At 54.8% G+C, this 24,518-nt stretch carries 20 protein-coding genes and 1 tRNA gene; 10 read left to right on the forward strand and 11 right to left on the reverse strand.

All coding sequences use genetic code 11. The features are described from left to right. Positions 1-78: 78 nt before the first annotated feature. The gene (tsaD, locus tag M987_RS02215; protein WP_014071814.1) at positions 79-1,092 is read right to left on the reverse strand and encodes a tRNA (adenosine(37)-N6)-threonylcarbamoyltransferase complex transferase subunit TsaD; all 1,014 of its coding nucleotides are present in this window, start codon (positions 1,090-1,092) and stop codon (positions 79-81) included. Positions 1,093-1,328: 236 nt separating this feature from the next. Here tsaD and rpsU point away from each other — a divergent pair, with 236 nt between their 5' ends. The 5 genes from rpsU (at position 1,329) to M987_RS02240 (ending at position 8,633) form a co-directional block, all read left to right on the forward strand. Beyond that, positions 1,329-1,544 (forward strand): 30S ribosomal protein S21, encoded by a 216-nt coding sequence (rpsU, locus tag M987_RS02220; protein WP_001144069.1) that lies wholly within the window; start codon positions 1,329-1,331, stop codon positions 1,542-1,544. Positions 1,545-1,659: 115 nt separating this feature from the next. Further along, positions 1,660-3,405, forward strand: a complete 1,746-nt coding sequence (dnaG, locus tag M987_RS02225) for a DNA primase (protein ID WP_014071815.1) — start codon at positions 1,660-1,662, stop codon at positions 3,403-3,405. Positions 3,406-3,570: 165 nt separating this feature from the next. Further along, the gene (gene rpoD, locus M987_RS02230) at positions 3,571-5,415 is read left to right on the forward strand and encodes an RNA polymerase sigma factor RpoD (RefSeq protein ID WP_041162131.1); all 1,845 of its coding nucleotides are present in this window, start codon (positions 3,571-3,573) and stop codon (positions 5,413-5,415) included. Positions 5,416-5,575: 160 nt separating this feature from the next. Next, positions 5,576-6,625, forward strand: coding sequence for a 7-bladed beta-propeller protein YncE (gene yncE / locus M987_RS02235; protein WP_014071816.1), 1,050 nt, complete (start codon positions 5,576-5,578; stop codon positions 6,623-6,625). Positions 6,626-6,635: 10 nt separating this feature from the next. Further along, positions 6,636-8,633 (forward strand): TonB-dependent receptor domain-containing protein, encoded by a 1,998-nt coding sequence (locus M987_RS02240; RefSeq protein ID WP_014071817.1) that lies wholly within the window; start codon positions 6,636-6,638, stop codon positions 8,631-8,633. 30 nt (positions 8,634-8,663) lie between these two features. Here M987_RS02240 and mug read toward each other — a convergent pair whose 3' ends face one another. Next, positions 8,664-9,170: a G/U mismatch-specific DNA glycosylase gene (mug, locus tag M987_RS02245; RefSeq protein ID WP_014071818.1), complete on the reverse strand. Its 507-nt coding sequence runs from the start codon at positions 9,168-9,170 to the stop codon at positions 8,664-8,666. A 124-nt stretch (positions 9,171-9,294) separates the two neighbouring features. Between mug and M987_RS02250 the strand changes: the two genes are divergently transcribed. Continuing rightward, a tRNA-Ile gene (locus M987_RS02250) sits at positions 9,295-9,370 on the forward strand. A gap of 339 nt (positions 9,371-9,709) precedes the next feature. Beyond that, positions 9,710-10,879 (forward strand): DNA repair ATPase, encoded by a 1,170-nt coding sequence (locus M987_RS02255; RefSeq protein WP_014071819.1) that lies wholly within the window; start codon positions 9,710-9,712, stop codon positions 10,877-10,879. Here the strand turns inward: M987_RS02255 and M987_RS02260 are convergent, their stop codons facing one another. Then, positions 10,880-11,644: a siderophore-interacting protein gene (locus tag M987_RS02260; RefSeq protein ID WP_014071820.1), complete on the reverse strand. Its 765-nt coding sequence runs from the start codon at positions 11,642-11,644 to the stop codon at positions 10,880-10,882. It abuts the gene before it with no gap. 224 nt (positions 11,645-11,868) lie between these two features. On the opposite strand from M987_RS02260, the gene M987_RS02265 reads away from it, so the two are divergent. Further along, positions 11,869-12,363, forward strand: a complete 495-nt coding sequence (locus M987_RS02265) for a PadR family transcriptional regulator (protein WP_014071821.1) — start codon at positions 11,869-11,871, stop codon at positions 12,361-12,363. Here the strand turns inward: M987_RS02265 and M987_RS02270 are convergent. Together M987_RS02270 and M987_RS02275 are read right to left on the reverse strand one after the other, a co-directional pair. Then, positions 12,360-13,919, reverse strand: coding sequence for a methyl-accepting chemotaxis protein (locus tag M987_RS02270; protein WP_014071822.1), 1,560 nt, complete (start codon positions 13,917-13,919; stop codon positions 12,360-12,362). The genes M987_RS02265 and M987_RS02270 overlap by 4 nt on opposite strands. A gap of 338 nt (positions 13,920-14,257) precedes the next feature. Then, a complete protein-coding gene (locus M987_RS02275; RefSeq protein WP_014071823.1) occupies positions 14,258-15,778 on the reverse strand; it encodes a methyl-accepting chemotaxis protein in 1,521 nt (506 codons plus the stop codon). A gap of 435 nt (positions 15,779-16,213) precedes the next feature. On the opposite strand from M987_RS02275, the gene ygjG reads away from it, so the two are divergent. Next, on the forward strand, positions 16,214-17,593 hold the full coding sequence (gene ygjG / locus M987_RS02280) for a putrescine aminotransferase (RefSeq protein WP_041162132.1): 1,380 nt from the start codon (positions 16,214-16,216) through the stop codon (positions 17,591-17,593). A 47-nt stretch (positions 17,594-17,640) separates the two neighbouring features. Here the strand turns inward: ygjG and lsrG are convergent, their stop codons facing one another. From lsrG to lsrA, 6 genes are read right to left on the reverse strand one after another with little or no spacing between them, the layout of a single operon-like run. Beyond that, on the reverse strand, positions 17,641-17,934 hold the full coding sequence (gene lsrG, locus M987_RS02285; protein ID WP_014071825.1) for a (4S)-4-hydroxy-5-phosphonooxypentane-2,3-dione isomerase: 294 nt from the start codon (positions 17,932-17,934) through the stop codon (positions 17,641-17,643). Further along, on the reverse strand, positions 17,931-18,818 hold the full coding sequence (lsrF, locus tag M987_RS02290) for a 3-hydroxy-5-phosphonooxypentane-2,4-dione thiolase (RefSeq protein WP_014071826.1): 888 nt from the start codon (positions 18,816-18,818) through the stop codon (positions 17,931-17,933). The genes lsrG and lsrF overlap by 4 nt, the downstream gene beginning before the upstream one ends. 11 nt (positions 18,819-18,829) lie before the next feature. Then, a complete protein-coding gene (lsrB, locus tag M987_RS02295) occupies positions 18,830-19,831 on the reverse strand; it encodes an autoinducer 2 ABC transporter substrate-binding protein LsrB (protein ID WP_014071827.1) in 1,002 nt (333 codons plus the stop codon). Position 19,832: 1 nt separating this feature from the next. Continuing rightward, entirely contained in the window at positions 19,833-20,810 is a 978-nt protein-coding gene (lsrD, locus tag M987_RS02300; protein ID WP_014071828.1) for an autoinducer 2 ABC transporter permease LsrD, read from the reverse strand. Continuing rightward, positions 20,811-21,842 carry an autoinducer 2 ABC transporter permease LsrC gene (lsrC, locus tag M987_RS02305; protein ID WP_014071829.1) on the reverse strand — a complete coding sequence of 344 codons (1,032 nt, stop codon included), beginning with the start codon at positions 21,840-21,842 and terminating at the stop codon, positions 20,811-20,813. Further along, a complete protein-coding gene (gene lsrA / locus M987_RS02310; RefSeq protein ID WP_014071830.1) occupies positions 21,839-23,326 on the reverse strand; it encodes an autoinducer 2 ABC transporter ATP-binding protein LsrA in 1,488 nt (495 codons plus the stop codon). The genes lsrC and lsrA overlap by 4 nt, the downstream gene beginning before the upstream one ends. Before the next feature lie 215 nt (positions 23,327-23,541). On the opposite strand from lsrA, the gene lsrR reads away from it, so the two are divergent. Beyond that, on the forward strand, positions 23,542-24,513 hold the full coding sequence (lsrR, locus tag M987_RS02315; RefSeq protein WP_014071831.1) for a transcriptional regulator LsrR: 972 nt from the start codon (positions 23,542-23,544) through the stop codon (positions 24,511-24,513). The last annotated feature ends 5 nt before the right edge of the window (positions 24,514-24,518 follow it).

Below are 24,518 nucleotides of genomic sequence, written 5' to 3' on the forward strand. Positions count from 1 at the left end.
TTGCCGGGTGGCGGCTTCGCCTGACCCGGCCTACGGCTTTGTAGGCCCGGTAAGCGCAGCGCCACCGGGCAAAAAAACTTACGCCTCTGGCAGCTCCGCCAGCGGCCAGCGCGGACGCACGGACACGCTCAGGTCAGAGGTTGCCCCGGCGTTCAAACGCACCATCCCCGCGTAAGCAATCATCGCGCCGTTGTCGGTACAAAACTCCGGGCGCGCGTAGAACACTTCGCCGCGACGTTTTTGCATCATCTCTGCGAGCTTCGCGCGCAGGGTACGGTTAGCGCTCACGCCCCCCGCCATCACCAGACGCTTAAAGCCGGTCTGATCCAGCGCACGCTTACACTTGATCATCAGCGTATCCACCACTGCATCTTCAAATGCGCGGGCGATGTCCGCACGAGTCTGATCGTCGTTTTCGTTATTGCGAATCGTATTGGCCGCGAAAGTTTTCAGGCCAGAGAAGCTGAAGTCCAGCCCCGGGCGATCGGTCATCGGACGCGGGAAGACAAAACGCCCTTCCGTACCCTGAGATGCCATTTTCGACAGCATCGGGCCGCCCGGATAATCCAGCCCCAGCAGTTTGGCGGTTTTGTCGAAGGCTTCACCGGCCGCATCGTCAATAGACTCGCCCAGCAGTTCGTACTTGCCAATGCCCGTCACGCTAATCAGCTGGGTATGGCCGCCAGAAACCAGCAGTGCCACAAACGGGAATTCTGGTGGGTTATCTTCCAGCATTGGCGCCAGCAGATGCCCTTCCATATGGTGCACCGGTATCGCCGGAACATCCCACGCGAACGCCAGCGAACGCCCGACCGTTGCCCCAACCAGCAGCGCGCCGACCAGACCTGGGCCTGCGGTATAAGCAACTGCATCGATATCTTTTGCGCTCAATCCGGCTTCTTTCAACGCCGCCTGAATCAAAGGAACCGTTTTACGTACGTGGTCACGAGAGGCCAGTTCAGGGACAACGCCGCCGTAATCAGCATGGAGTTTCACCTGACTATACAGTTGGTTGGCGAGCAGCCCTTTTTCGTCGTCGTAAATCGCGATGCCGGTTTCATCGCAGGATGTTTCTATACCCAGTACACGCATGGCTTGTTTTACCTCATTTCAATACCGCGCAGTGTAGAGCCTGGGCGGGTTGATGTAAAACTTTGTTCGCCCCAGGAAGAAGGCTCGTGTATACTCCTCACCCTTATTAAAGTCCCTTTCAAAATCGCATCGGTGCTTTACAAAGCAGCAGCATTTGCAGTAAAATTCCGCACCATTTTGAAATAAGCTGGCGTTGATGCCAGCGGCAAACCGAATTTATTAAAGGTGAGAGTTACATGCCGGTAATTAAAGTACGTGAAAACGAGCCGTTCGACGTAGCACTGCGTCGCTTCAAACGTTCATGCGAAAAAGCAGGTGTTCTGGCGGAAGTTCGTCGTCGTGAGTTTTATGAAAAACCAACGACCGAACGTAAACGCGCTAAAGCTTCTGCTGTGAAACGTCACGCGAAGAAACTGGCTCGCGAAAACGCACGCCGTACTCGTCTGTACTAATCTGTTGAGGGCTACAGCCCTCAATTGACAGACAGAGTAGTAGTCGTAAGGCCGTGCTTCCGGAAGGAATGCGCGGCTTGTTTTCGTTTATAAGTCGCTTAATTTTTTGGGGCATATGGCCGGAAGAATCCCACGCGTTTTCATCAATGACCTGCTTGCCAGAACCGACATCGTCGATCTCATCGACGCGCGGGTAAAGCTCAAAAAGCAGGGCAAGAACTACCATGCGTGCTGTCCGTTCCATAACGAAAAAACCCCCTCTTTCACCGTAAACGGTGAAAAACAGTTTTACCACTGCTTCGGCTGTGGCGCTCACGGTAATGCCGTCGATTTTTTAATGAATTACGACAAGCTCGAGTTCGTTGAAACCGTCGAAGAACTGGCGGCGATGCACAACCTTGAAGTGCCGTATGAAGCAGGCAGCGGGCCCACTCAGATAGAGCGCCATCAACGCCAGACGCTGTATCAACTGATGGACGGCCTGAACTCGTTTTACCAACAGTCTCTTAAGCACACTGCTGCTGAGCCTGCGCGTCAGTATCTGACTCAGCGCGGACTGAGCGACGATGTCATTGCGCGTTTCGCTATTGGTTACGCCCCGCCCGGTTGGGACAACGTGTTAAAGCGTTTTGGCGGTAATAGCGAAGATCGTAAGTCACTGATTGATGCAGGAATGCTGGTCACCAACGACCAGGGACGAAGCTACGATCGCTTCCGTGAACGGGTGATGTTCCCGATTCGCGACAAGCGTGGCCGGGTGATTGGTTTTGGTGGTCGTGTACTGGGCGATGCCCTGCCGAAATACCTTAACTCCCCGGAAACCGATATTTTCCATAAGGGCCGCCAGCTTTACGGTCTTTATGAAGCGCAACAGGATAACGCGGAACCTCAGCGTCTTCTCGTCGTCGAAGGGTATATGGACGTTGTCGCACTGGCACAGTATGACATCAACTATGCCGTTGCTTCGCTGGGGACATCGACAACTGCCGACCATATCCAGCTGCTGTTCAGGGTGACCAACAACGTCATCTGCTGTTACGACGGTGACCGTGCCGGACGCGATGCCGCCTGGCGAGCACTGGAAACGGCGCTGCCGTACATGACCGACGGTCGCCAGTTGCGCTTTATGTTTCTGCCTGACGGCGAAGACCCGGATACGCTGGTGCGTAAAGAGGGTAAAGCGGCGTTTGAAGCGCGGATGGAGCAGGCACAGCCGCTCTCCACGTTTTTGTTTAACAGCCTGATGCCGCAGGTCGATTTGAGTACGCCCGATGGCCGCGCTCAGTTGAGCACGCTGGCACTGCCGTTAATCAGCCAGGTACCTGGCGAAACGCTGCGTATTTATTTGCGTCAGGAGTTAGGCAATAAGCTCGGCATTCTGGATGACAGCCAGCTTGAACGTTTAATGCCAAAACTGGCTGAAACCGGGGCGGTTCGCCCTGCGCCACAGCTAAAACGCACAACCATGCGTATACTGATAGGGTTACTGGTGCAAAACCCCGAACTTGCTCCGCAAGTGCCGTCGCTGGCGGGTTTGAACCACGAAAAATTGCCCGGACTTGGCTTATTTTCAGAATTGGTCAACACTTGTTTGTCGCAGCCAGGTCTGACCACCGGACAACTTTTAGAGCATTATCGCGGCACAAAAGAGTCCGCAACCCTTGAAAAACTGTCGATGTGGGACGATATAGCAGATAAGGATATTGCAGAAAAAACGTTCACCGACTCACTCAACCATATGTTTGATTCGATGCTTGAGCTGCGCCAGGAAGAGTTGATTGCTCGCGAGCGCACACACGGTTTAAGCAGCGAAGAACGCCGGGAACTCTGGATGTTGAACCAGGAACTGGCGAAAAAATAAGTTAAAGACAAAAGTATTTAACGGCTTAAGTGCCGAATATCGATCGGGGAGCCCCCGGCAGCCGCACTGAGAGGCAGCGGCAAAAATATAAGTACGCCCTCGCTTTAAAGGTTGGCAGCCCTATCGCCAACACCAATCAAACGAATTAAGTGTGGATACCGTCTTATGGAGCAAAACCCGCAGTCACAGCTGAAACTTCTTGTCCAACGTGGTAAGGAGCAAGGCTATCTGACCTATGCCGAGGTCAATGACCATCTGCCGGAAGATATCGTCGATTCAGATCAGATCGAAGACATCATCCAAATGATCAATGACATGGGTATTCAGGTGATGGAAGAAGCACCGGATGCCGATGATCTGTTGCTGGCTGAAACCTCCAACAACACTGACGAAGATGCGGAAGAAGCTGCTGCACAGGTACTGTCCAGCGTAGAATCTGAAATCGGGCGCACCACTGACCCGGTCCGCATGTACATGCGCGAAATGGGCACCGTTGAACTGTTGACCCGCGAAGGCGAAATCGACATCGCTAAGCGCATCGAAGACGGGATCAACCAGGTTCAGTGTTCCGTTGCCGAATACCCGGAAGCAATCACTTATCTGCTGGAACAGTACGACCGCGTTGAAGCTGAAGAAGCGCGTCTGTCTGACCTGATCACCGGTTTTGTTGATCCGAACGCTGAAGAAGATTTGGCGCCGACTGCTACTCACGTCGGTTCTGAGTTGTCCCAGGAAGAGATGGATGACGACGAAGACGAAGATGAAGAAGACGGCGACGACGACAGCGATGACGACAACAGCATCGACCCTGAGCTGGCGCGCGAGAAGTTCGGCGAACTGCGTACGCAGTACGAACTGACCCGTGACACCATCAAAGCAAAAGGCCGTAGCCACGCCGCTGCTCAGGAAGAGATCCTGAAACTGTCTGAAGTCTTCAAACAATTTCGCCTGGTGCCAAAACAGTTCGACTACCTGGTAAACAGTATGCGCGTCATGATGGACCGCGTGCGTACCCAGGAACGTATCATCATGAAACTGTGTGTTGAACAGTGCAAAATGCCGAAGAAGAACTTCATCACGCTCTTCACTGGCAACGAAACCAGCGAAACCTGGTTCAACGCCGCTATCGCGATGAACAAGCCGTGGTCTGAAAAACTGCATGACGTGAAAGAAGACGTGCATCGCGGGCTGCAGAAACTCCAGCAGATTGAAGAAGAAACCGGCCTGACCATCGAGCAAGTGAAGGATATCAACCGTCGTATGTCTATCGGTGAAGCGAAAGCCCGCCGTGCGAAAAAAGAGATGGTTGAAGCGAACTTACGTCTGGTTATCTCTATCGCCAAGAAATACACCAACCGTGGTCTGCAATTCCTGGATCTTATCCAGGAAGGCAACATCGGTCTGATGAAAGCGGTAGATAAATTTGAATACCGTCGTGGTTACAAGTTCTCCACCTACGCAACCTGGTGGATCCGTCAGGCTATCACCCGCTCTATCGCGGATCAGGCGCGCACCATCCGTATTCCGGTGCATATGATTGAGACGATTAACAAACTCAACCGTATCTCCCGCCAGATGCTGCAAGAGATGGGCCGCGAGCCAACGCCAGAAGAGCTGGCTGAACGTATGCTGATGCCGGAAGACAAGATCCGTAAAGTGCTGAAGATTGCCAAAGAGCCTATCTCCATGGAAACGCCAATCGGCGACGATGAAGATTCGCATCTGGGTGATTTCATCGAGGATACCACCCTCGAGCTGCCGCTGGACTCTGCCACCACCGAGAGCCTGCGTGCCGCAACGCACGACGTTCTGGCTGGCCTGACCGCCCGTGAAGCAAAAGTTCTGCGTATGCGTTTCGGTATCGACATGAATACCGACCACACGCTGGAAGAAGTGGGTAAACAGTTCGACGTTACCCGCGAACGTATCCGTCAGATCGAAGCGAAGGCGCTGCGTAAATTGCGCCACCCGAGCCGCTCTGAAGTGCTGCGTAGCTTCCTGGACGACTAATCCGTCCGCGATGAAAAAGCTCCCTTCGGGGAGCTTTTTTTTTGGGATTTTTCGTAGAGTACAAAAATTAGTAGGTACCCCCCGCAATAGATGCAATTGTAAATGATATTTATTTTCATTATCATTTTTCTTTTCGTAAACTACTGTAAAGAAAAATTACATGAATTTCAAAATATTAAAAAATCAATCTCTCTGCGCGCTCGCGATTTCTCTGGCCCTTCACGCGGGTTCTGCCTGTGCAAAGGACTTCTCCGAGGATCAGTTTTCTTCTCAACCGCTGGGTCACGGCGTTTACGAACTGGCTTATGATGCCGGACAAAACGCGGTCTATGCGGCGTCCGCCCCCTCTTTCGATAAAGATAAAACCGCCGGCGAAATGTTCCTGCTTTCAGCTGACTCGCTGAAGGTTGATAAGCGGATCGCGACCCAACGCCGCCCCTTCGCCGTTTCACTGGATGAAGCCAACCACATTCTCTGGTCAGGCAATGCGCTGGATGGCTCATTAACCCTGCTGGATACCCGCACCAACAAAGAAGTGAAGACGCTCCAGCTCGCGGATGATGAAAACAAAGCGCACGTTCGCGAAGTGGTACTCGATAAGAAACACCAGCGCCTCTACGTCTCCGGGATTGGCAGTGAAGGCAAAGGCGTGCTGTGGGTTGTCGACACTAAAAACCAGACGCTTGCGCACACCCTGAAAGGGATGGATCCGGTTGGCTTTGCCGTTGATGAAGCAGGCGACAAGGTTTACGCCGTCACCGGCAAAGGCGAACTGGTAACGCTGGATGGCAAAACATCCCAGGTTATCTCCCGCGTGAAAGTTGACCCATCCGAGCCAAAACATTACTTCCTGAATATCGCCCTGAACACCGCCAAAGGCGTCGGGTTTATCGCCGATACCAACACCGCCGATGTGCTGGTTGTACAGCTCGATTCCGGTAAGTTAGTTCACCGCGTTCCCACGCCGAACTCCATTGCCGCCGTCTACAACCCGGCGCGCAACGAAGTGTACGTTACCCATCGCAATGCCCGTCAGATAAGCGTTATCGATGCCAATACCTACAGCCTGAAACACACCATTAAAACGGCTGCCATGCCCAACAGCATGGTGCTTTCTCCGGACAGCAAAACGCTCTTTGTCAGCGTGAAGCAGGATGAAAAAGCCACCCAGGCTGACTATGTGCTCAAACTCGATTTAACCCAATTCTGAGGATTGCTTTGTGATTAACCAGACACGTACGGCGCTGGCGATTTCGCTCGCCCTCGCCAGCCTTCCTGCGGCCGTTTTCGCCGAGGAGACAACACCCACTAATGAAGATCAGATGGTGGTCACCGCCACCGGTTTCGCCCAGGAGCGCCGCGAAGCACCGGCGACCATCTCCGTGGTCGGCGAGAAAGAGCTGAACACCCGTTCGAACCAGAACGTGACCGAAGCGTTGCGTGAAATGCCCGGTGTATTAGTGGGGAACGGTAACGGGAGCCTTGCCACTGGCGATGTGCAGATGCGCGGCATGGACTCCACGTATACCTCCTACATGGTCAACGGCATCAAACAAGGGACCCGCGAGTCCCGCCCTTACGGCCATCATATCGGCACCGAAGCGGCATTCCTGCCACCGCTTGCGGCTATCGAACGTATCGAGGTGATCCGTGGGCCGATGTCCTCCCTGTATGGTTCAGACTCCATTGGCGGCGTGGTGAACGTCATCACCAAAAAAGGCTACAACCTGGATAAATGGACCGGGGTGCTGGAGGATAACTACTTCCTTCAGGAAAAAAGCGAGTACGGCAACACCAACCAGACCAATGCCTTTTTGATGGGGCCGGTCATTCCTGGCAAACTCGGCGTGAGCGTGGCGGCGGATTACCTTGATCGCCGTGACGACGACAGCCAGAACGATGAACGTTTTGTTAAGCACCAGGCCGGCAACCTGGACGCCACCATTAATATGGCCCCGACCGACACCCAGCTGTGGGATTTGAACGTCGTCAAAGGACATCAGGTAAAATCACACAACGATAAAGCCTGGCAATGGGACTTCGACCGAGACGCCGCGTCGTTATCCCAGCACGCGTGGTACGGCGACGACCTGGTGGAAGTGAAGAACTTCATCAGTTACGAGAACGCCAAAACCGAATACCGCATACCGGGCATGAGCTCGCAGTTTATCAAGCAGAAAAACTATGAAGCCAACAGCGCAAACACCTTTAATCTTGGCGATCATAAGCTAACGCTCGGGATCAACTTCACCCGCAATGAGCTGGATGATACGTTCGGTATCGCAGACAAAGAAGTTCCGGGGATCACGCCGGTCAGCGAGATCAGCCGTAACGGCTGGGCCGTGTTTGCCGAAGACGCATGGATGATGGTGCCGGACTTCACGCTGACCACGTCGGCACGTCTCGACCATGACAGCTACTTTGGCTACCACGTGACACCGAAACTCTACGGGAACTGGACAATTGATGAAAGCTGGGCGCTGAAAGGCGGCGTATCGGCGGGCTATAAAAAGCCAGACCTGCGTGAGAACAATGAAGGCTTTACCAGCGTCTACGGCTCCTATCCTTATTCATATATCGGGATCGGTAACGATGACCTGAAGCCAGAGCAGAGCGTCAACACCGAGCTGGGCGTCTACTGGCAGCAGGATACACTGGCGCTGGATGCCACCGCGTTCTTCACCAAATTTAAAGACAAGATCAGCGACTACACCATCTGCACCGCAACTGCCACGCAGAAGTGTATTTACAACGGTTATGAAGCTGAAGAAGTGTCCCAGTATTTCAACGTCAGCGATGCGGAAATCTATGGTCTGGAGCTGAATGCCGACTGGCAGGTCACTCCAGCTCTGAAGGCTAACGCAAACTATACCTACACTCACAGCGAGCAAAAAAGCGGTCAGTATAAGGGAGAGGCGCTGAACGAATTCCCGAGCAGTATGGCCAACCTGTCACTGACGTGGAATGCTCTCAATGACCTGGAGCTGTGGACCACCAGCAGCTGGCGCAGTAATACGCCAAACACCGGCAAATCGACCTCAACCGAGGCCTATGCACTGGTCGATTTAGGCGCCCGCTACCATCTCAATAAGAGCATCACGCTGATGGCGGGGGTTTATAACCTGTTCGACGTGAACCCGATTTACAAAACGTCCTATAACCAGTCTTCCATCCTGGAAGGACGCCGCTACAACATGGGGGCACGATTCGAATTCTGATAGTACTGCCGGAGCCTCAGGCTCCGGCGGTTACAGCCCGCGAACGACTAACGCTTCGTCGAGTTCGCGATATGCCTCAACCAGCTTATCCAGCGTCGCCCTGTTCAGCCCGCTCGGGTTTGGCAGTACCCACACCTGCGTGACGCCGATAGTGATTCGTTGTTTACCCCACTGCGTTCCGCGCTGACTAAACGCCTGCTCGTAGGCCTGCTTCCCGAGGATCGCCAGCGCCGCTGGCTGGTAGTCTTCCATCTTTTTAATCAGCTCACGCCCGCCACTGCGCAGTTCGTGCAGATTGACTTCGGTTGCCTGTACCGTTGGCCGCTCGACCAGCATAGTGATCCCGCAGCGTGTATCCAGCAGATGCTGTTCCTCTTCGGGCTTCAGTAACCTGTCGGTAAACCCTGCCTGATGGATAACCTTCCAGAAGCGATTTCCCGGATGAGCAAAGTGAAAACCGGTGTGCGCAGAGGACTTACCGGGGTTGATACCGCAGAACACCACCCGCAGGCCCGGGGCAAGAATATCGTTGATCATGTTTACTCCGATCGATACATCATCCGGGAAGTATAAAGGATTGATTATGCATTGTTTATAAAAACAGCAGGCAGGTGTGAATGGCTGGATCGCTGCGGGGAGTTACTTTATAATTCACCGCCACGGCCCCTTAGCTCAGTGGTTAGAGCAGGCGACTCATAATCGCTTGGTCGCTGGTTCAAGTCCAGCAGGGGCCACCAAATACAGCAAGGGCTGGAGAGAAATCTCTGGCCCTTTTGTTTTTCTTGGGACCACTGGCAGCGACAGTGCTTTCCGGGGCTCCAATTGCGTGACTTTCGGGTAAAGCGATTGTCTGCGGTTAATTTTTAGTTATCAAACAGCTGAACACCTCTATTGCTGATCCTATACGCAGCGCTCCCTGTACCAGGAACACAACAAACCTCTCACTCACCGTCAAAAACCCGAAAAACTAAAGAAATCCCCCATCGCGCCGATCATCATCCGTGTGTATTATTTCCTGTAGTGTTTACAACAACTAACCTTAACTCAAATACTTAAGCCCCAAAGCGAAAGGCATCATGAGCACACCGATCAAACGGCTAGAAATCATTAAAAATGCCATTGAACTGGAAGATGACGACATCATCATTAGCCAGCTGGCACGCCTGAAAAATGAAGCGTTTGGCGATGAGCTACAGGCAATCGTCGTGGCGCTTGAGCAGAAGAATTACACCGCCGCCATCGCGGCTATCACCGCCTGGTTACAAAGCCAGCGGGCGATTACCCAGTGGCGCGATCCGCAGGTGGCGGCCAGCAAGCTGGAGCTGAAAGCGCTGGAAGAACGCCTGCGGGATCTTATCGATCGTCGCAATGCACGCGTACAGCAGCTTGATGAGTTCAACGATCTCTATTTCTCCCGCCTGGGGCCGCTGATGCAGCAGATCCTCGCCCTGCGCAAAACACTTGCCGAGCTGAATCTTCGTCGTCAGCAGGCAGAAGCGCGTCGTCGCGAAGAGGACTATCGCCGCTGCCAGCAGTATATGGCGCAGGCGGTTGAGGTGTTAGCAACACTGACCCAGCGCTGGCGTGAGCTGCCAGCGGATTCAGTGCAGGCTGCGGAAGCACGCAAGCAGCTTCAGCAGCAAAGCAACCTGATTGCTAATTTGCTGGCCGAAGCACTGGAGCTGGAAAGCGGGTTAACGCGTGAAGAGGAGCCCGCACGTCAGGCCCAGGATGATGCTAATGACGAGTATGAAAAATACCGTGAACAGCACCACGATGCCGAAGTCCGTCTGCGGAAAGGGAAAAACCTCTCCGAAGAGGATCAGAACGAGCTAAAACGGCTCTGGCGTCAGGCGAGCAAGCTGTGCCACCCGGATCTGGTGGCAGACGATCTGAAAGAAGAAGCCAACACCATGATGGTGCAGCTGAATCAGGCCAAACAACGTGGAGACGTGAAAGCCATTCGTTCTCTGGTTGCTCGTCTGCAACAGGGCTTTGAGCCACTGATGGCAAGCGACCGGCTGAACGATCTGGAGCGTATCCGCAAAAAAATGGCGCAGGTACGCGAGCAAATCGACACCTTAGTGAACGAGCTGGCCGAGCTGGAAAAAGAAGAGTCCTGGCTGCTGGTCTCGTCTCTTAGCAATATGGAAGCTTACTTTGTCCAGCAGGAGAAAGCCCTGCATGACGTCCGCGCCTCGCTCGAACATCAGGTGAGCGAAGCGCAGCTGGATACCGCAGCGTAATTATTTGGCGTGCCAGTATGCGCTGGCACGCACTAATTGCTGATCAATCTCGTCATTTTCAAACTGGCGACTCAGGCTTTTCACCACCTTCCCTTCCCCGGTTAACCAGATAAAGTAATCCTCGGCGGGTACGTTAAACGCCGCCAGTTGGTCAGCCACCGCCTGCTCGCTATGCCCGACCACCCAGGTGATGTTGAACTCACTCAGATGCGCCAGATAATCCTTGTAAGATGCATCGCCAATGGTCACAACAGCATGAATTTCAGGGCGTACTGGCAGTTTTGCTATCGCTTCTAAACGACGACGCAGCGCAGGCATCCCGGACTCATCGCACACATACAACTGCCAGGCGTAATCCTCCGCGACCACCAGTGAACCGCGCGGGCCGCCGATGGTGAGTGTGTCACCCACTTTCGCCTGTAGCGCCCAGTTGCTGGCAACGCCGCCATCATGGACAAAGAAATCGAAGACCAGTTCATGACGCGCTTCATCGTACAGCGGTGTGTAGTCACGCGCCTGTGGGCGCACGCCTTCGCCCCAGTTGATCCCTTCATCGGTAACCACTGGCGGGACAAACGTCGCCCCTGGCTCCGGGAAAAAGACTTTGCTGTGGTCGTCGAAGCCTCTGGAGCTAAAGCCCTCCAGGGCATCTCCGCCTAAGACGATGCGCTGGAAGCCAGCCGCGACTCGCTCAACGCGGAGCACAGTCAGCTCGCGAAAGCGCAGGTCGTTACGGACGCGTTGTGGGTAGCGGGTCGATGTCATTTTTATGCCTTCCTGATGTGAATACGATATATCTAAATTAAACTGCAAATGATAATGATTGCTAACAATCAGGATTGCAAGATATTTTTTGATATAGTTAACACCAGACAAGCCACACAATAAAAATAACAACATAATCATATTATTAACTAATTACGTGATGACTATATTGCTATTAAGACATGTTTAGATATAAATTAGATATATCATTTTTAGGAGATACAATGCGACACGCACACGAAGGCGGTGGACGCCGCCAGCGATTTTTCGGCCACGGCGAGCTGCGGCTGGTGATTCTGGATATTCTGACCCGCAATGCGAGCCACGGTTACGAGCTGATCAAAGAGATTGAGAACATGACTCAGGGAAACTACACCCCGAGTCCAGGCGTCATCTACCCGACTCTCGATTTCTTGCAGGATCAGTCCTTTATCACCATTACGGAAGAAGACACCGGGCGCAAAAAGATTGCCATTACCCTGGCCGGGCAACACTGGCTGGATGAAAATCTGGAACATCTGGAGAACATTCAGCTGCGGATCAAAGCCCGCTGCGTTGGCTTCCAGTTGCGAAAAAACCCGCAGATGAAGCGGGCTCTGGATAACTTCAAGGCCGTGCTCGACCTCAGGGTCAATCAGGGAGAGCTCAGCGACGCGCAGCTTAAGCAGATCATCGGCGTTATCGACCGCGCGGCGCTGGAGATCTCCCAGCTGGATTAAGCTGGTGCGTACTCGTTCACGCGGAAGACTTTTACCAGCTCTTTCAGCTGCGTCGCTTGCTCGTTAAGCGATGCAGCCGCCGCAACAGACTCCTCCACCAGCGCCGAGTTCTGCTGAGTGGTGGCGTCGATCAGGCCAATCGCGCTGTTAATCTGCGAAATACCTTCCGTCTGCTCATGGCTGGCCTGGCGGATCTCCCGCAGGATGACGTCCATCTCTTCCACGTTACCGACCATGCCGTTGATAAGCCCGCTGGCCTTCTCGACCAGGTTCATCCCGTCCTGGGTCTGGCTGGTTGAGCTTTCAATCAGCTGGCGGATCTCACTGGCAGAAGACGCACTCTTCTGTGCCAGTTGGCGCACTTCACCTGCCACCACAGCAAAGCCACGACCGTGCTCACCCGCACGCGCCGCTTCCACTGCCGCATTCAGCGCCAGAATATTAGTCTGGAAGGCAATGGCGTCGATCAGGTCGATGATGTCGGACATCCGGTTTGATGTTTCGTTAATCAGGCGCATTTTGCTGGTCACCTGCTTCATCATCTCGCCGTTGTTTTTTACCACCGTGGCCGCATCGGCAGAGAGGTTGGTCGCTTCCCCGGTATGTGATGCGGTGTTTTTTACCGTTGCCGTGATTTGTTCCATCGATGCCGCAGTCTGTTCAACGGAGCTGGCCTGCTCTTCCGTGCGCGCAGCTAAATCCTGGTTACCGGCGACAATCTGCGCGGCGGCGCTGGAAATGTTTTCTGAGCCGGTCTGCACCTGCTGCACAATCTCCAGCAAGCGGGTTTTCATCTCCATCAACGCATTGAGCAGATGGCCGGTTTCATCCTTACCGTGGGAGGCGATAGTGCGTGTCAGGTCACCTTGTGCAATCGCTTCGGCAAAGGCCACCGCGGTACCCAGTGGGCGGGTAATCGAACGCACAATGTACCAGCCAATCAGGCTGCCAGCGCCCACGCTAAACAGCGTGATAACAATCAACCACAGGCGGTTGTTTTTGAAATCACCATCCACCTGCGCGCCAGCGCTTTGCATCTGACCATTCTGAACGCTGATAAGCTCCTTCACTTTATCCTTGTAGGCCTTTTGCAGGTTGAGCGTGTTGGTCATCATCTCCTGAATCGCCCCTGCGCGATCGTTGTTCTGTACGGCCTGCAAAATGCGGTAGCGGGAGTCGAGATACTGCTGGCGCACCCCGCGAATATCAGCCAGAACCTGCTGAGATTTTCGATCGTGCAGTTCGTTATTCAGGTCACCCAGGATAACGGTGATATGTTCGCTGATCTCTTTCAGATGCTGCTGGGACTGTGCGGTGTACTTGCCCTGCTCATCCAGCAACATGAGCTGCTGAGTGCTAATAAATTCCTGGAAGTTATCGATTAACTCGTTTGCTTTTACCGTGGTCGGATAATCATTGGTGATGATGGTTTGCATCCCGTTGTTGGCCCGGTTCAGGCTCAGCAGAGACAAGGTTGCACTGACCACCATCAGCACAATAAAGAACCCAAACGCCAGAAATAATTTTGTGCCGATCTTTACGTCATGTAAGAACATATTTACTCCATCGATGTGATTATTTCCCAGTCGTTCACCGTTATCGGTAACTAACCACCTAACTTTATGACTTTGATCGTTTTTTTATTCAATAACCACCACAATGGATAGGCACTAACTATTAATATTGACGCATTGATCGTTATACAACCAACGGAATGACGATTTCTGAAACAGTATCGGGGAAAACTGACTTAGGTAGGAATAAATAGCTGAGATAATTTATTTAGTTATTTAATATATATTTAACATTAAGTGGTAATAGTAATTACAAATAGCGGAAATAATAAAGCCGTTTATTCCGGACGAAATAAACGGCTTTCTGGAACGTTACTGACTCAATGCAGCACTGTCACCGCGTCTTCCAGACGCCCGGCACGGTGTTTAACCATGGCGGAAATCTGTGCGCTCTCTTCTACCAGGTCGGCATTTTTCTGGGTGATGCTGTCCAGCTCGGCGACTGCGCGGGTCAGCTCCGATAACCCGGTTGCCTGCTCAGAGGTCGAATGGCTAATCTGCGCGATAAGCTGGGTCACGTTTTTCACCTGCTCTACGATGTCGTCCATCGTGCGGCCTGCGGCGTGAACCTGATCGGAGCCCGACTGCACTTTACTGGCGCTGGCATCAATAAGCTTACGAATATCGTTGGCCGCATTGGCGCTGCGGCTGGCCAGGTGGCGAACTTCGCCGGCCACTACCGCAAAGCCTTTACCCTGCTCGCCTGCTCTTGCCGCCTCTACCGCCGCGTTCAGCGCCAGAATATTCGTCTGGAATGCAATGTCGTTGATAAGCGAGGTAATCGAGCCAATCCGCTGAGTGCTGTCGGCAATATCGTCCATGGTTTTCACCACGGTCTGCATCGCATTTCCGCCTTCGGTTGCCGCGCTGCTGGCGGCCATAGAAAGCTTATCCACTTCGGCGGCAGTTTCAGAGTTGCTTTGTACCGAGGCCGCCATCTGGTTCATTGTCGCCACGGTCTGCTGCACGTTCGTAACGGTCTGACGCGTGCGGTCGTTGAGATCCTCGTTGCCCTGCGCCAGCCTGTCGCTGCCATTACGCACGCTAACCACCTGGCTTGATACATCATTAATCAGCCAGCGGCACATCAGCCCCAGTTGCCCGACAGCCCGTAAAGTCAGCCCCAGCTCGTCGCTGCGGTTGAGGTGCTGCACGGTGTTGCGATCGCCGGTGGCGACCTTCAGCGCCTGGCGCGCCACGTTTTCCACCGGGCGGACAATTTGCTGCTCAAACAGCAGGGTTCCCAGCAGCATGACCACAGCCGCAGCCACAAGCGAAGCCCAGCCTGCGGACGTTGCCCAAAGCGTTGCCGCCATCACCGCAAACAGTACCGCCATCACGCTGCGTACCCGCCAGCGCAGCGGCATTGCCGGCAGTTTGCCGAGCCAGCTTTTGCGTACCACCAGCCCTTTGTGGATCCGCTTGTTGCAGCGCCCGTCATTCAGCGCCTGATATAAAGGCTCCACGGTGGCAATCTCTTCAGCCGTCGCTTTGGTACGAATCGACATATACCCCGTGACCTGGCCGTGACGCACCATCGGCACCGCGTTTGCGCGCACCCAATAGTGGTCGCCATTTTTACGGCGGTTTTTGACAATGCCGCTCCACGGTTCACCCTTTTGTAGCGTGTACCACATATCGGCAAAGGCCGCTTTGGGCATGTCCGGGTGGCGCACCAGATTATGCGGCTGTCCCAGCAGTTCATTGAGTGAATACCCACTCACCTGTACAAAGGTGTCGTTGGTGTGGGTCATGTAGCTGTGCAGGTCGGTGGTCGACATTAAGGTGGTGTCATCATCCAGAGGATATTCGTTCTGGGTGACATAGGATGGAGAGGACATTATGAGCATCCCTTGCAGGTTATTTGAATGTTAATTTTGTGGCTTAATCTTTTTTCGGCGGTAAACAGTTTATCTTTAGTTGTTAAATTTGACTGGGATCGCAAATTCCGGTTAAACCGCACTTTCTGTGCGTTTTTCTAATTAATTGATTTAAAATACTTTCGTTGAGAAATTACTCACAAAGCATGACCTGTTAATGCCCACTAAAGAAGCACGCCCTGCACCACGCAGGTGCAATTGACGAAACCGGTCGCTAAAACATCACCTCTTTCCCTGTCGCTTAATCCCGTTTGGCTTGCTTCGACATGATTAAATACTGAGCAACATAAATTTAACCTGGCGTTTATCCCGATTTTCGTTAAGTCAGCTGAAGTGGCGTAATCCCTGCAATACTTAAATCAGTATCATGTGATACGCGATCCCCGGGAGCACATTTTGAACAGGTTACCTTCCAGCGCCTCGGCTCTTGCCTGTACCGCGCACGCACTGAATCTCATTGAGAAGCGAACGCTTGATCATGAGGAGATGAAACAACTTAACCGAGAGGTCATCGATTACTTTAAAGAGCATGTCAATCCTGGGTTTTTGGAGTATCGCAAATCTGTTACCGCCGGCGGGGATTACGGAGCCGTAGAGTGGCAAGCGGGAAGTCTGAACACGCTTGTCGACACCCAGGGACAGGAATTTATAGATTGCCTGGGTGGTTTTGGCATTTTCAACGTGGGGCACCGTAATCCAGTTGTGGTTTCCGCCGTACAGAATCAACTCGCGAAACAACCTCTTCATAGCCAGGAATTGCTCGACCCACTTCGCGCCATGCTGGCGAAAACGCTGGCTGCGTTAACGCCAGGCAAACTGAAATACAGCTTCTTTAGTAACAGCGGCACGGAATCGGTCGAAGCGGCGCTGAAACTCGCCAAAGCGTACCAGTCGCCGCGCGGGAAATTCACCTTCATAGCCACCAGTGGCGCATTCCACGGTAAGTCGTTAGGCTCGCTGTCTGCAACCGCGAAATCCACCTTCCGCAAGCCGTTTATGCCGCTGCTGCCAGGCTTCCGTCATGTGCCGTTTGGCGACATTAGCGCTATGCGCACCATGCTGAGCGAGTGCCGTAAAACCGGCGACGATGTGGCGGCGGTGATCCTCGAGCCGATTCAGGGCGAAGGTGGTGTGATCCTGCCACCGCCAGGCTATCTGCCTGCCGTGCGTCAGCTGTGCGATGAGTTTGGCGCGCTGCTTATCCTTGACGAAGTGCAGACCGGCATGGGACGCACCGGCAAGATGTTTGCCTGCGAGCACGAAAACGTGCAGCCAGATATCCTGTGCCTGGCGAAAGCGCTCGGCGGCGGTGTAATGCCGATTGGTGCGACGGTCGCGACCGAAGAGGTGTTCTCGGTGTTGTTTGACAACCCGTTCCTGCACACCACTACCTTCGGCGGTAACCCGCTCTCCTGTGCGGCGGCACTGGCAACCATCAACGTGCTGCTGGAGCAAAACCTGCCTGCGCAGGCCGAGCAGAAAGGCGACATGCTGCTGGATGGCTTCCGTCAATTGGGGCGTGAATATCCTGACCTGGTGCAGGAAGCACGCGGCAAAGGGATGCTGATGGCCATTGAGTTTGTCGATAACGAAATCGGCTACAGCTTCGCAAGCGAGATGTTCCGCCAGCGGGTACTGGTGGCCGGTACGCTCAACAACTCAAAAACCATCCGTGTTGAACCACCGCTGACGCTCACCATCGAGCAGTGTGAGCTGGTGCTGAAAGCGGCGCGTAAAGCGCTGGCCGCGATGCGGGTCAGTGTGGAAGAAGCGTAATAACCCCTCCCCCTCCTGACGGAGGGGGAATATACGCACGCTTATGCCTACTCCGGTAATAAACCGACAAAACTGCGTTTCTTGCGCGGCTCCGACATCAACGCCTCAAGCTTATCCACGCACGCCAGGTAGTGCGGCGTTTTCTTATGGGCCAGCACCGCCTCTTCGTCCTTATAAGCCTCGTAGATAAAGAACCGGGTTTTCACCCGCGGGTCCTGCAATACATCAAAACGCAGGTTCCCCGGCTCCTGAATCGCCCCTTCGTGGTTGGCACGAAAGACCTCCAGAAATTCGTCCACCCGTTCAGGCTTGATGTTGATCTCCACTAACGTCACGTTCATTTTGCTTCTCCCTGTTTTTCTTCCTGCCAGAACTGGAACGCTTCCCGCGCGTTCATGTTCTCATGTACCACTTTCTTCACCGCTTTCAGCATGGCCAGCGGCGCGCTGGACTGGAAGATGTTGCGCCCCATGTCCACGCCTGATGCGCCCTGGTCAATTGCCCGCCAGCACATTTCCAGCGCCTCGTGCTCCGGCAGTTTTTTGCCCCCCGCGATGACGATCGGCACCGGGCAACTGGCGGTCACTTTTTCAAAGCCTTCATCCACGTAATAGGTTTTGACGAACTGCGCCCCCATTTCGGCGGCGATACGGCTGGCAAGCGAGAAATACCGCGCGTCACGCGCCATCTCTTTGCCGACTCCCGTCACCGCCAGCGTCGGCACGCCGTAACGCGCTCCGGCATCCACCAGCTTGATGATGTTGTTGATCGACTGATGCTCAAACTCACTGCCGATGTAGACCTGCGCCGCCACCGCGCAGACGTTCAGGCGCAGGGCGTCTTCCATCGCCACCGCCACACACTCGTTGGACAGCTCACCCAGAATCGAGTTACCGCCAGACGCCCGCAGCACCACCGGCTTGTTAGTGGCGGCAGGCACCTGACTGCGCAGAATACCCCGTGTACACATCAGCACATCGGTTTCACCAAACAACGGCGCAATAGAGAGATCGATACGCTCAAGGCCGGTGGTCGGCCCCTGGAAATAGCCGTGGTCAAAGGCCAGCATCACCGTGCGATTGCTTTTCGGGTTAAAGATCCGCGCCAGCCTCGACTGCATTCCCCAGTCCAGCGAGCCGCAACCCTTCAGGGTGAATGGCACGTTCTGCTGCGGTGTGCCGATGCCAAAATCCTTGCCGTCTTTGATGTCGTCTAAATCAGCCATGTGCTCCCCCGTCAGAAATCGTATTTGTTGATGTTCTCTTTGGTGAATACCACGCGTTCTGGCAGCAGCACGATGCCATTGCCTTTCGCTTCATATTGATAGCCCTGCACGCTGTTCGGCTCGACCTTCAGCGCCCCGATGTCTTTGACATCCACGCTGTCGCCCACGTTAAGATCGCCCTTTTTGAGTAAATGATCGGCGACATTGACCGCAATTTTGCCCTGTTGAACCACATCCCACAGACCGAAGGCTTTCACCGTGCCGCGTTCCACGTACGGACGCATCACGTTCGGGGTGCTGAACCCGACAATGGCGACCCCTTCACGTTTGAGGTTTTCCGCCGCCTGCGCCGCCGCTGGCAGCGCGTTGGCGTCCGGGGCGATGATCGCATCCAGATCCGGGTAGGCTTTTAAGATCCCTTCTGCGGTTTGCAGGGATTTGGTGGCATCGTTATAGCCAAACTGAGTGGTCACGATTTGCCACTGAGGGTGCTCTTTCTCGATTTTGGCTTTGGCCTCTTTCACCCACTGGTTCTGGTCGGTAACGGTCGGGCTTGAGTAGAAGAATGCGACTTTGGCATTCGGTTTGGTGACCTGCTTGCCGGCCATATCTACCAGCAGGCCGCCGAGCTGTTCCGGGGTTCCCTGGTTGATGTAAATACTGCGGCACTCGGGTTTGGTGTCGGAATCCCAGGTCAGGACCTTAACACCGCGCTGCATTGCGCGCTTGAGCGCCGGGCAAAGCCCGTCTGGCGACACGGCAGAGACGATAATGGCGTTATAGCCCTGGTTGACGAAGTTATTGATAAGCTGCACCTGCCCGGAGACGCTTGGCTCGGTTGGGCCGTCATAGGTAACGTCTGCACCGAGGTCTTTGCCCGCCTCTTTTGCGCCGTTACCACCGCTGGTAAAGAAGCCTACGCCCACCAGCTTAGGAATAAAGGCAATGCGGTCTGCCGCCTGCGCAGACGCCACGCTAAGCGCTATCGCCAGGACTATCAGTTTTGTTTTCATCTTACGCTCCGGGTAGTTTTGTGAAGAGAGATCGCACCCATTCACGGTGCAGACTCAACGAACGTCCCATCACCACCACAACCAACAGCGCCCCTGACAGCGCGCTCGACACTTGGTTGGGGATGCCGACCATCTGTAAACCCTGTTGCAGATACCCCACCAGCAGCGCCGCCAGTGCTGTACCCAAAACCGAACCTGATCCCCCGTAGATATTGGCCCCGCCGAGCACAGCGGCGGTGAGAGCAGGCATTAACAAATCGCGCCCCAAATCCGAACGCGCCGAGCCAAAGTACGAAACCATCACCAGGGCGGCAATCGCCGAAGCCACGCCCACCAGGCCATACAGCGCATAAGGCATCCCGTTGACCGATAGCGCCGCATAACGCGCCGCTCGCGGGTTTTGCCCAATCAGAAACAGATGCCGGCCAAAGCGCCCCCGGTGGGTGATAAGCCAGAAAAAAACGGTAATCAGCGCGAACAGCACCAGCGGAACCGGCAGCCCTATCAGCGTAAGATTGGCGAAGGCGGTAAAGCTGTCCGGGAAACCGCCAATCCCTTCATATCCCGTTGCCCCCGCCATACCGGAAAGCAGCAGCGCCCCGCCTCCGTAGAGGTACAGCGTGCCAAGGGTGATCACCAGCGGGCTAATGCCGGTGTAGTGAATGAGTGCGGCGTTAACCAGACCACACAGCAGACCCAGCAGCAGGGTCAGCGGAATAGCCACAAACATTGGCCAACCGGCCTGCATCATCACCCCCAGCGCAATGGCGCACAGGCCAATGGTCGAGCCGAGTGAAATATCGATACCGCCGCTGATAATCACCAGCGTCAGCGGAAGGGCCACAATGCCGATGCAGATAAAATCGCTGGTGCTGAACAGCAGCATGTTGATATCCAGCATCCGTGGGTTGATGGCCCCAAAAAGCAGGATTTCGAGCACCAGAAGGATCAGCAGCGCGCTTTCCCAGTTAAGCTTCATCTACGCCACCTCTTTTTTGCGTTTTGGGAACGGGGTGACGTGCTTTCCCCCCCGGTTACCCGGCTGGAAGCGACTGTATTTCAGCGCCCGCTGATGACGCGCCAGGGCCTGACGCAGACGCCCGTCGAGCACCAGTACTCCCAGCAGCACCAGCCCGGCGATAAAGTCATTCCACCAGGCCGGAAGCTTGAACAGCACCAGCACGGTGTCGATTTGGGTCAGGAAGAAGGCGCCGAGAAACGCGCCCACCAGCGTGCCGGTGCCGCCCAGCAGCGAAATACCCCCAAGCACGCAGGCCGCGATGGCCTTCATCTCCAGCCCGCTGCCAGTCTGGTTCGGTACAAAGCCAATTTGCGAGGCAAAGACGATCCCCGCACAAGCCGCCAGTACACCGTTCAGGGTGAAGGCAATCATCCTGGTGCGGTTCACCGCCACGCCAAGCTGGCGCGCAGCGGCAAGGTTATCGCCCACGGCGTAGAAATCCCGGCCAAACAGAGTACGCGAGAAGATCCATGCCCCAATGCCTGCCAGAATCAGCACGCCAAACCCTATCGGTGAGATCCCGATAACCACCGGCTCTGAGAGTGATTTCAGGCTCGACGGTAACCCTTCTATCCACTTGCCGCCCGTCCAGAGCAGCATCCCGCCGCGATATAACCCCAGCGTACCGAGGGTGGCAACAATCGCCGGGATACGTAGCCCGACCACCAGAAAGCCGTTAAATGCCCCCGCCAGTGCGCCAATGGAAAGCGCAAAAAGCATCGCCACCGGCAGGTTGTAGCCGCTGTTGAGCGCGACCCCCACGGCAATCGCGCACAGACCCACCGTTGATCCCACAGAGACATCAATATTGCGGGTCAGCATCACCATCGCCGCGCCCAGCGCCAGCAGGATCAGAATTTGCGAGCTGGCGAAGATCATTCCCAGGGTCTGAAAACTGAAATAGGCCGGGTTAAGGGCCACCAGCACGGCAAACAGCGCCAGGATCGCCAGCAGCGCGCTGAGCTCGCGGTTTCTCAGTAACATCTTCATGATTGTCCTCCGAAGGCCAGCGACATCATTTTGTCGAGGCTGACGGCATGGCGTGGCAGTTCCCCGCTGAGCATCCCCTGATGCATCACCAGTACGCGGTCAGCAAGACCTGGGAATTCGTCGAGATCGCTTGAAATCATCAGCACCGCGACGTTTTGCGCCGCCACGCTTTTTATCAGCTGATAGATGTCTGCCCGCGCCGACACATCCACGCCACGCGTGGGTTCATCCACAATCAGCAGCAGCGGGTTGGCCTCCAGGCAGCGCGCCAGCAAGACCTTTTGCTGATTGCCACCGGAGAGCGTCCGCACGGTCTGGTCTGCATCGATGAGTTTGATCCCCAGCGCCCGGTGATAACGCTCCACCACCGCCGCCTCGCGTTTGCGCTGCTGCCAGATGGACGGCTCATTCAGGGCGACCGTGTTCCAGCGAACTGGCGCATCCAGGAACAACCCTGAAACCTGCCGGTCTTCCGGCAGATACACCAACCCCTTATCCAGCCGCGAAAATACCGAATCGCTGCTGATATCCTGATTTTCCAGCCAGACGCGCCCCGCACGTACCGGGCGCAGGCCATAGAGTGTTTCGGCGAACTCAGTACGCCCGGAGCCCACCAGCCCGGCAAGACCGACAATCTCACCGGCGTAAATCTCAAGGCTGAGATCGATAAACCCTTCCCCGGTCAGCGTTTCAACCCGCAGCACCGGAAAATCCTGCGCCTGGGTGCGTCGGTTTCCCGGCAGCGACAGCCACAGCTTTTGGGTGTCACTTAATTCTTTATCGCGGCTAACCGGCGTCATCGCGCCAATGAGGGCGTTATCGTCGTATTGCGCCGTTTCACCGCTGAGGACAATGGCGCCGTCGCGCATGACTGAAACATGGCTCGCCAGTTGGCGGATCTCCGGCAATTTATGCGAGATAAACACAATGCCAACGCCCTGATCCTGCAACGCCCGGATCTGGCGAAACAGGCGATCGGTTTCCCCTGGTGTTAGCGAAGCCGTTGGCTCATCCAGGATCAGGATCGTTGCATTGCGCATTAATCCGCGCAGGATCTCCACCATCTGTTGATCCGCCACTTCCAGCGTGCTGGCGGTGGCATCCAGGTTGATCTGGCACTGGAGCTGCCGGAGTTTATCCGTCAGCTTTTTATCCAGACCGTTTTCGCGGGGCAGACGGAAAAGGATGTTTTCCCGCACCGTCAGATTCGGAAACAGCATCGGCTCCTGCGGGACAAGGTAGATCCCGAGCTTGTGCGCCTGCCCGGGCTTCAAACGCGCAAATGACTGCCCGGCGACTGAAAGTTCACCGCTGTCAGGCGTCTCGACCCCGGCGATGATTTTCATTAGCGTCGATTTTCCCGCGCCGTTTCCCCCCATCAGCGCATGAACCTGGCCCGCAAGTAGCGTGAAATCAATGCCTTTTAGCACCGGTACGCCAGAAAACTGTTTGCAGATATCACGTGCTTCGATAAGTGGGGTCATCATCGCTCCGCTATTGAACAAATGATTTTTAGAATTAATAATGTTCAAAAGCGTAGACGGTGAACTATATTTACAACCGTGCAGGGATCACAGTTTTATCGATTAAGATCCAGATAAACCAGAAACAATCTAAAAGATCCGTTTTGCCGCGTGGCTCACACTTTCCACCCGCGCCATCACGAACATATGATCTAAATTTTTATAAGAGTTCAAATATGGGCGATAAACGCATTGCTGAAGAAGGTCGGTTTGCAGGGCTTGCACTGGCGGAAGAGGAACTGGTGGCACGCGTCGCCTGGTGCTATTACCACGACGGCCTGACCCAGAACGATATTGGCGAGCGACTTGGCCTGCCCCGTCTGAAAATTTCGCGTCTGCTGGAAAAGGGGCGTCAGTCGGGGGTGATTCGCGTCCAGATAAATTCCCGCTATGAAGGATGTCTGGCGCTGGAAACCGAGCTACAGCGGCGATTTGGTCTGAAGCTGGTGCGGGTGTTGCCTGCCCTGAATACCCCGCCGATGAACGTGCGGTTAGGCATTGGCGCGGCGCAGTCTCTGATGGGCGTACTGGAACCCGGGCAGCTGCTGGCGGTGGGCTTTGGCGAAACCACCATGAGCAGCCTGCAACACTTAAGCGGCTTTATTAGCTCACAGCAGATCCGCCTGGTCACGCTTTCGGGCGGCGTAGGGCCGTATATGACCGGCATCGGTCAGCTGGATGCGGCCTGTAGCGTCAGTATGATCCCGGCGCCGCTTCGCGTTTCCTCCGCTGAAGTCGCCGGAATTTTAAAACGAGAAACCAGCGTGCGGGATGTGATCCTCGCGGCTACCGCAGCCGATGTTGCCGTGGTGGGAATTGGTGCGGTGAACCAGCGTCGCGATGCCACGATTTTACGTTCCGGCTATATCAGTGAAGGCGAACAACTGATGTATGCCCGCAAGGGCGCCGTGGGCGATATCCTGGGCTATTTCCTCAATGCCGAAGGGGAATGCGTAGACGAACTGGAGATCCACCGTGAATTACTAGGCGTAACGCTCGATGAGCTGGCGCAGTTACCCACCATCGTTGGCGTGGCCGGAGGTGAAGAGAAAGCCGATGCGATTTATGCCGCACTCAAAGGTCGCCGTATCAATGGCCTGGTGACGGAAGAGACGACAGCCCGCGCGGTGCTGGCTCTGGCAAACTGAGAGCC

It is taken from the genome of Enterobacter soli ATCC BAA-2102, from assembly GCF_001654845.1.
Taxonomy (GTDB): Bacteria; Pseudomonadota; Gammaproteobacteria; order Enterobacterales; family Enterobacteriaceae; genus Enterobacter; species Enterobacter soli.

What these genes read in the sequence shown, in the direction of transcription:
- yncE (WP_014071816.1), top strand. Translation starts at nt 5,576, where the DNA reads ATGAATTTCAAAATATTAAAAAATCAATCTCTCTGCGCGCTCGCGATT.
- lsrD (WP_014071828.1), bottom strand. Translation starts at nt 20,810, where the DNA reads ATGAAGCTTAACTGGGAAAGCGCGCTGCTGATCCTTCTGGTGCTCGAA.
- lsrA (WP_014071830.1), bottom strand. Translation starts at nt 23,326, where the DNA reads ATGACCCCACTTATCGAAGCACGTGATATCTGCAAACAGTTTTCTGGC.
- M987_RS02270 (WP_014071822.1), bottom strand. Translation starts at nt 13,919, where the DNA reads ATGTTCTTACATGACGTAAAGATCGGCACAAAATTATTTCTGGCGTTT.
- rpoD (WP_041162131.1), top strand. Translation starts at nt 3,571, where the DNA reads ATGGAGCAAAACCCGCAGTCACAGCTGAAACTTCTTGTCCAACGTGGT.
- tsaD (WP_014071814.1), bottom strand. Translation starts at nt 1,092, where the DNA reads ATGCGTGTACTGGGTATAGAAACATCCTGCGATGAAACCGGCATCGCG.
- lsrR (WP_014071831.1), top strand. Translation starts at nt 23,542, where the DNA reads ATGGGCGATAAACGCATTGCTGAAGAAGGTCGGTTTGCAGGGCTTGCA.
- M987_RS02260 (WP_014071820.1), bottom strand. Translation starts at nt 11,644, where the DNA reads ATGACATCGACCCGCTACCCACAACGCGTCCGTAACGACCTGCGCTTT.
- lsrF (WP_014071826.1), bottom strand. Translation starts at nt 18,818, where the DNA reads ATGGCTGATTTAGACGACATCAAAGACGGCAAGGATTTTGGCATCGGC.
- M987_RS02275 (WP_014071823.1), bottom strand. Translation starts at nt 15,778, where the DNA reads ATGTCCTCTCCATCCTATGTCACCCAGAACGAATATCCTCTGGATGAT.
- lsrG (WP_014071825.1), bottom strand. Translation starts at nt 17,934, where the DNA reads ATGAACGTGACGTTAGTGGAGATCAACATCAAGCCTGAACGGGTGGAC.
- rpsU (WP_001144069.1), top strand. Translation starts at nt 1,329, where the DNA reads ATGCCGGTAATTAAAGTACGTGAAAACGAGCCGTTCGACGTAGCACTG.
- mug (WP_014071818.1), bottom strand. Translation starts at nt 9,170, where the DNA reads ATGATCAACGATATTCTTGCCCCGGGCCTGCGGGTGGTGTTCTGCGGT.
- lsrB (WP_014071827.1), bottom strand. Translation starts at nt 19,831, where the DNA reads ATGAAAACAAAACTGATAGTCCTGGCGATAGCGCTTAGCGTGGCGTCT.
- dnaG (WP_014071815.1), top strand. Translation starts at nt 1,660, where the DNA reads ATGGCCGGAAGAATCCCACGCGTTTTCATCAATGACCTGCTTGCCAGA.
- M987_RS02265 (WP_014071821.1), top strand. Translation starts at nt 11,869, where the DNA reads ATGCGACACGCACACGAAGGCGGTGGACGCCGCCAGCGATTTTTCGGC.
- M987_RS02255 (WP_014071819.1), top strand. Translation starts at nt 9,710, where the DNA reads ATGAGCACACCGATCAAACGGCTAGAAATCATTAAAAATGCCATTGAA.
- lsrC (WP_014071829.1), bottom strand. Translation starts at nt 21,842, where the DNA reads ATGAAGATGTTACTGAGAAACCGCGAGCTCAGCGCGCTGCTGGCGATC.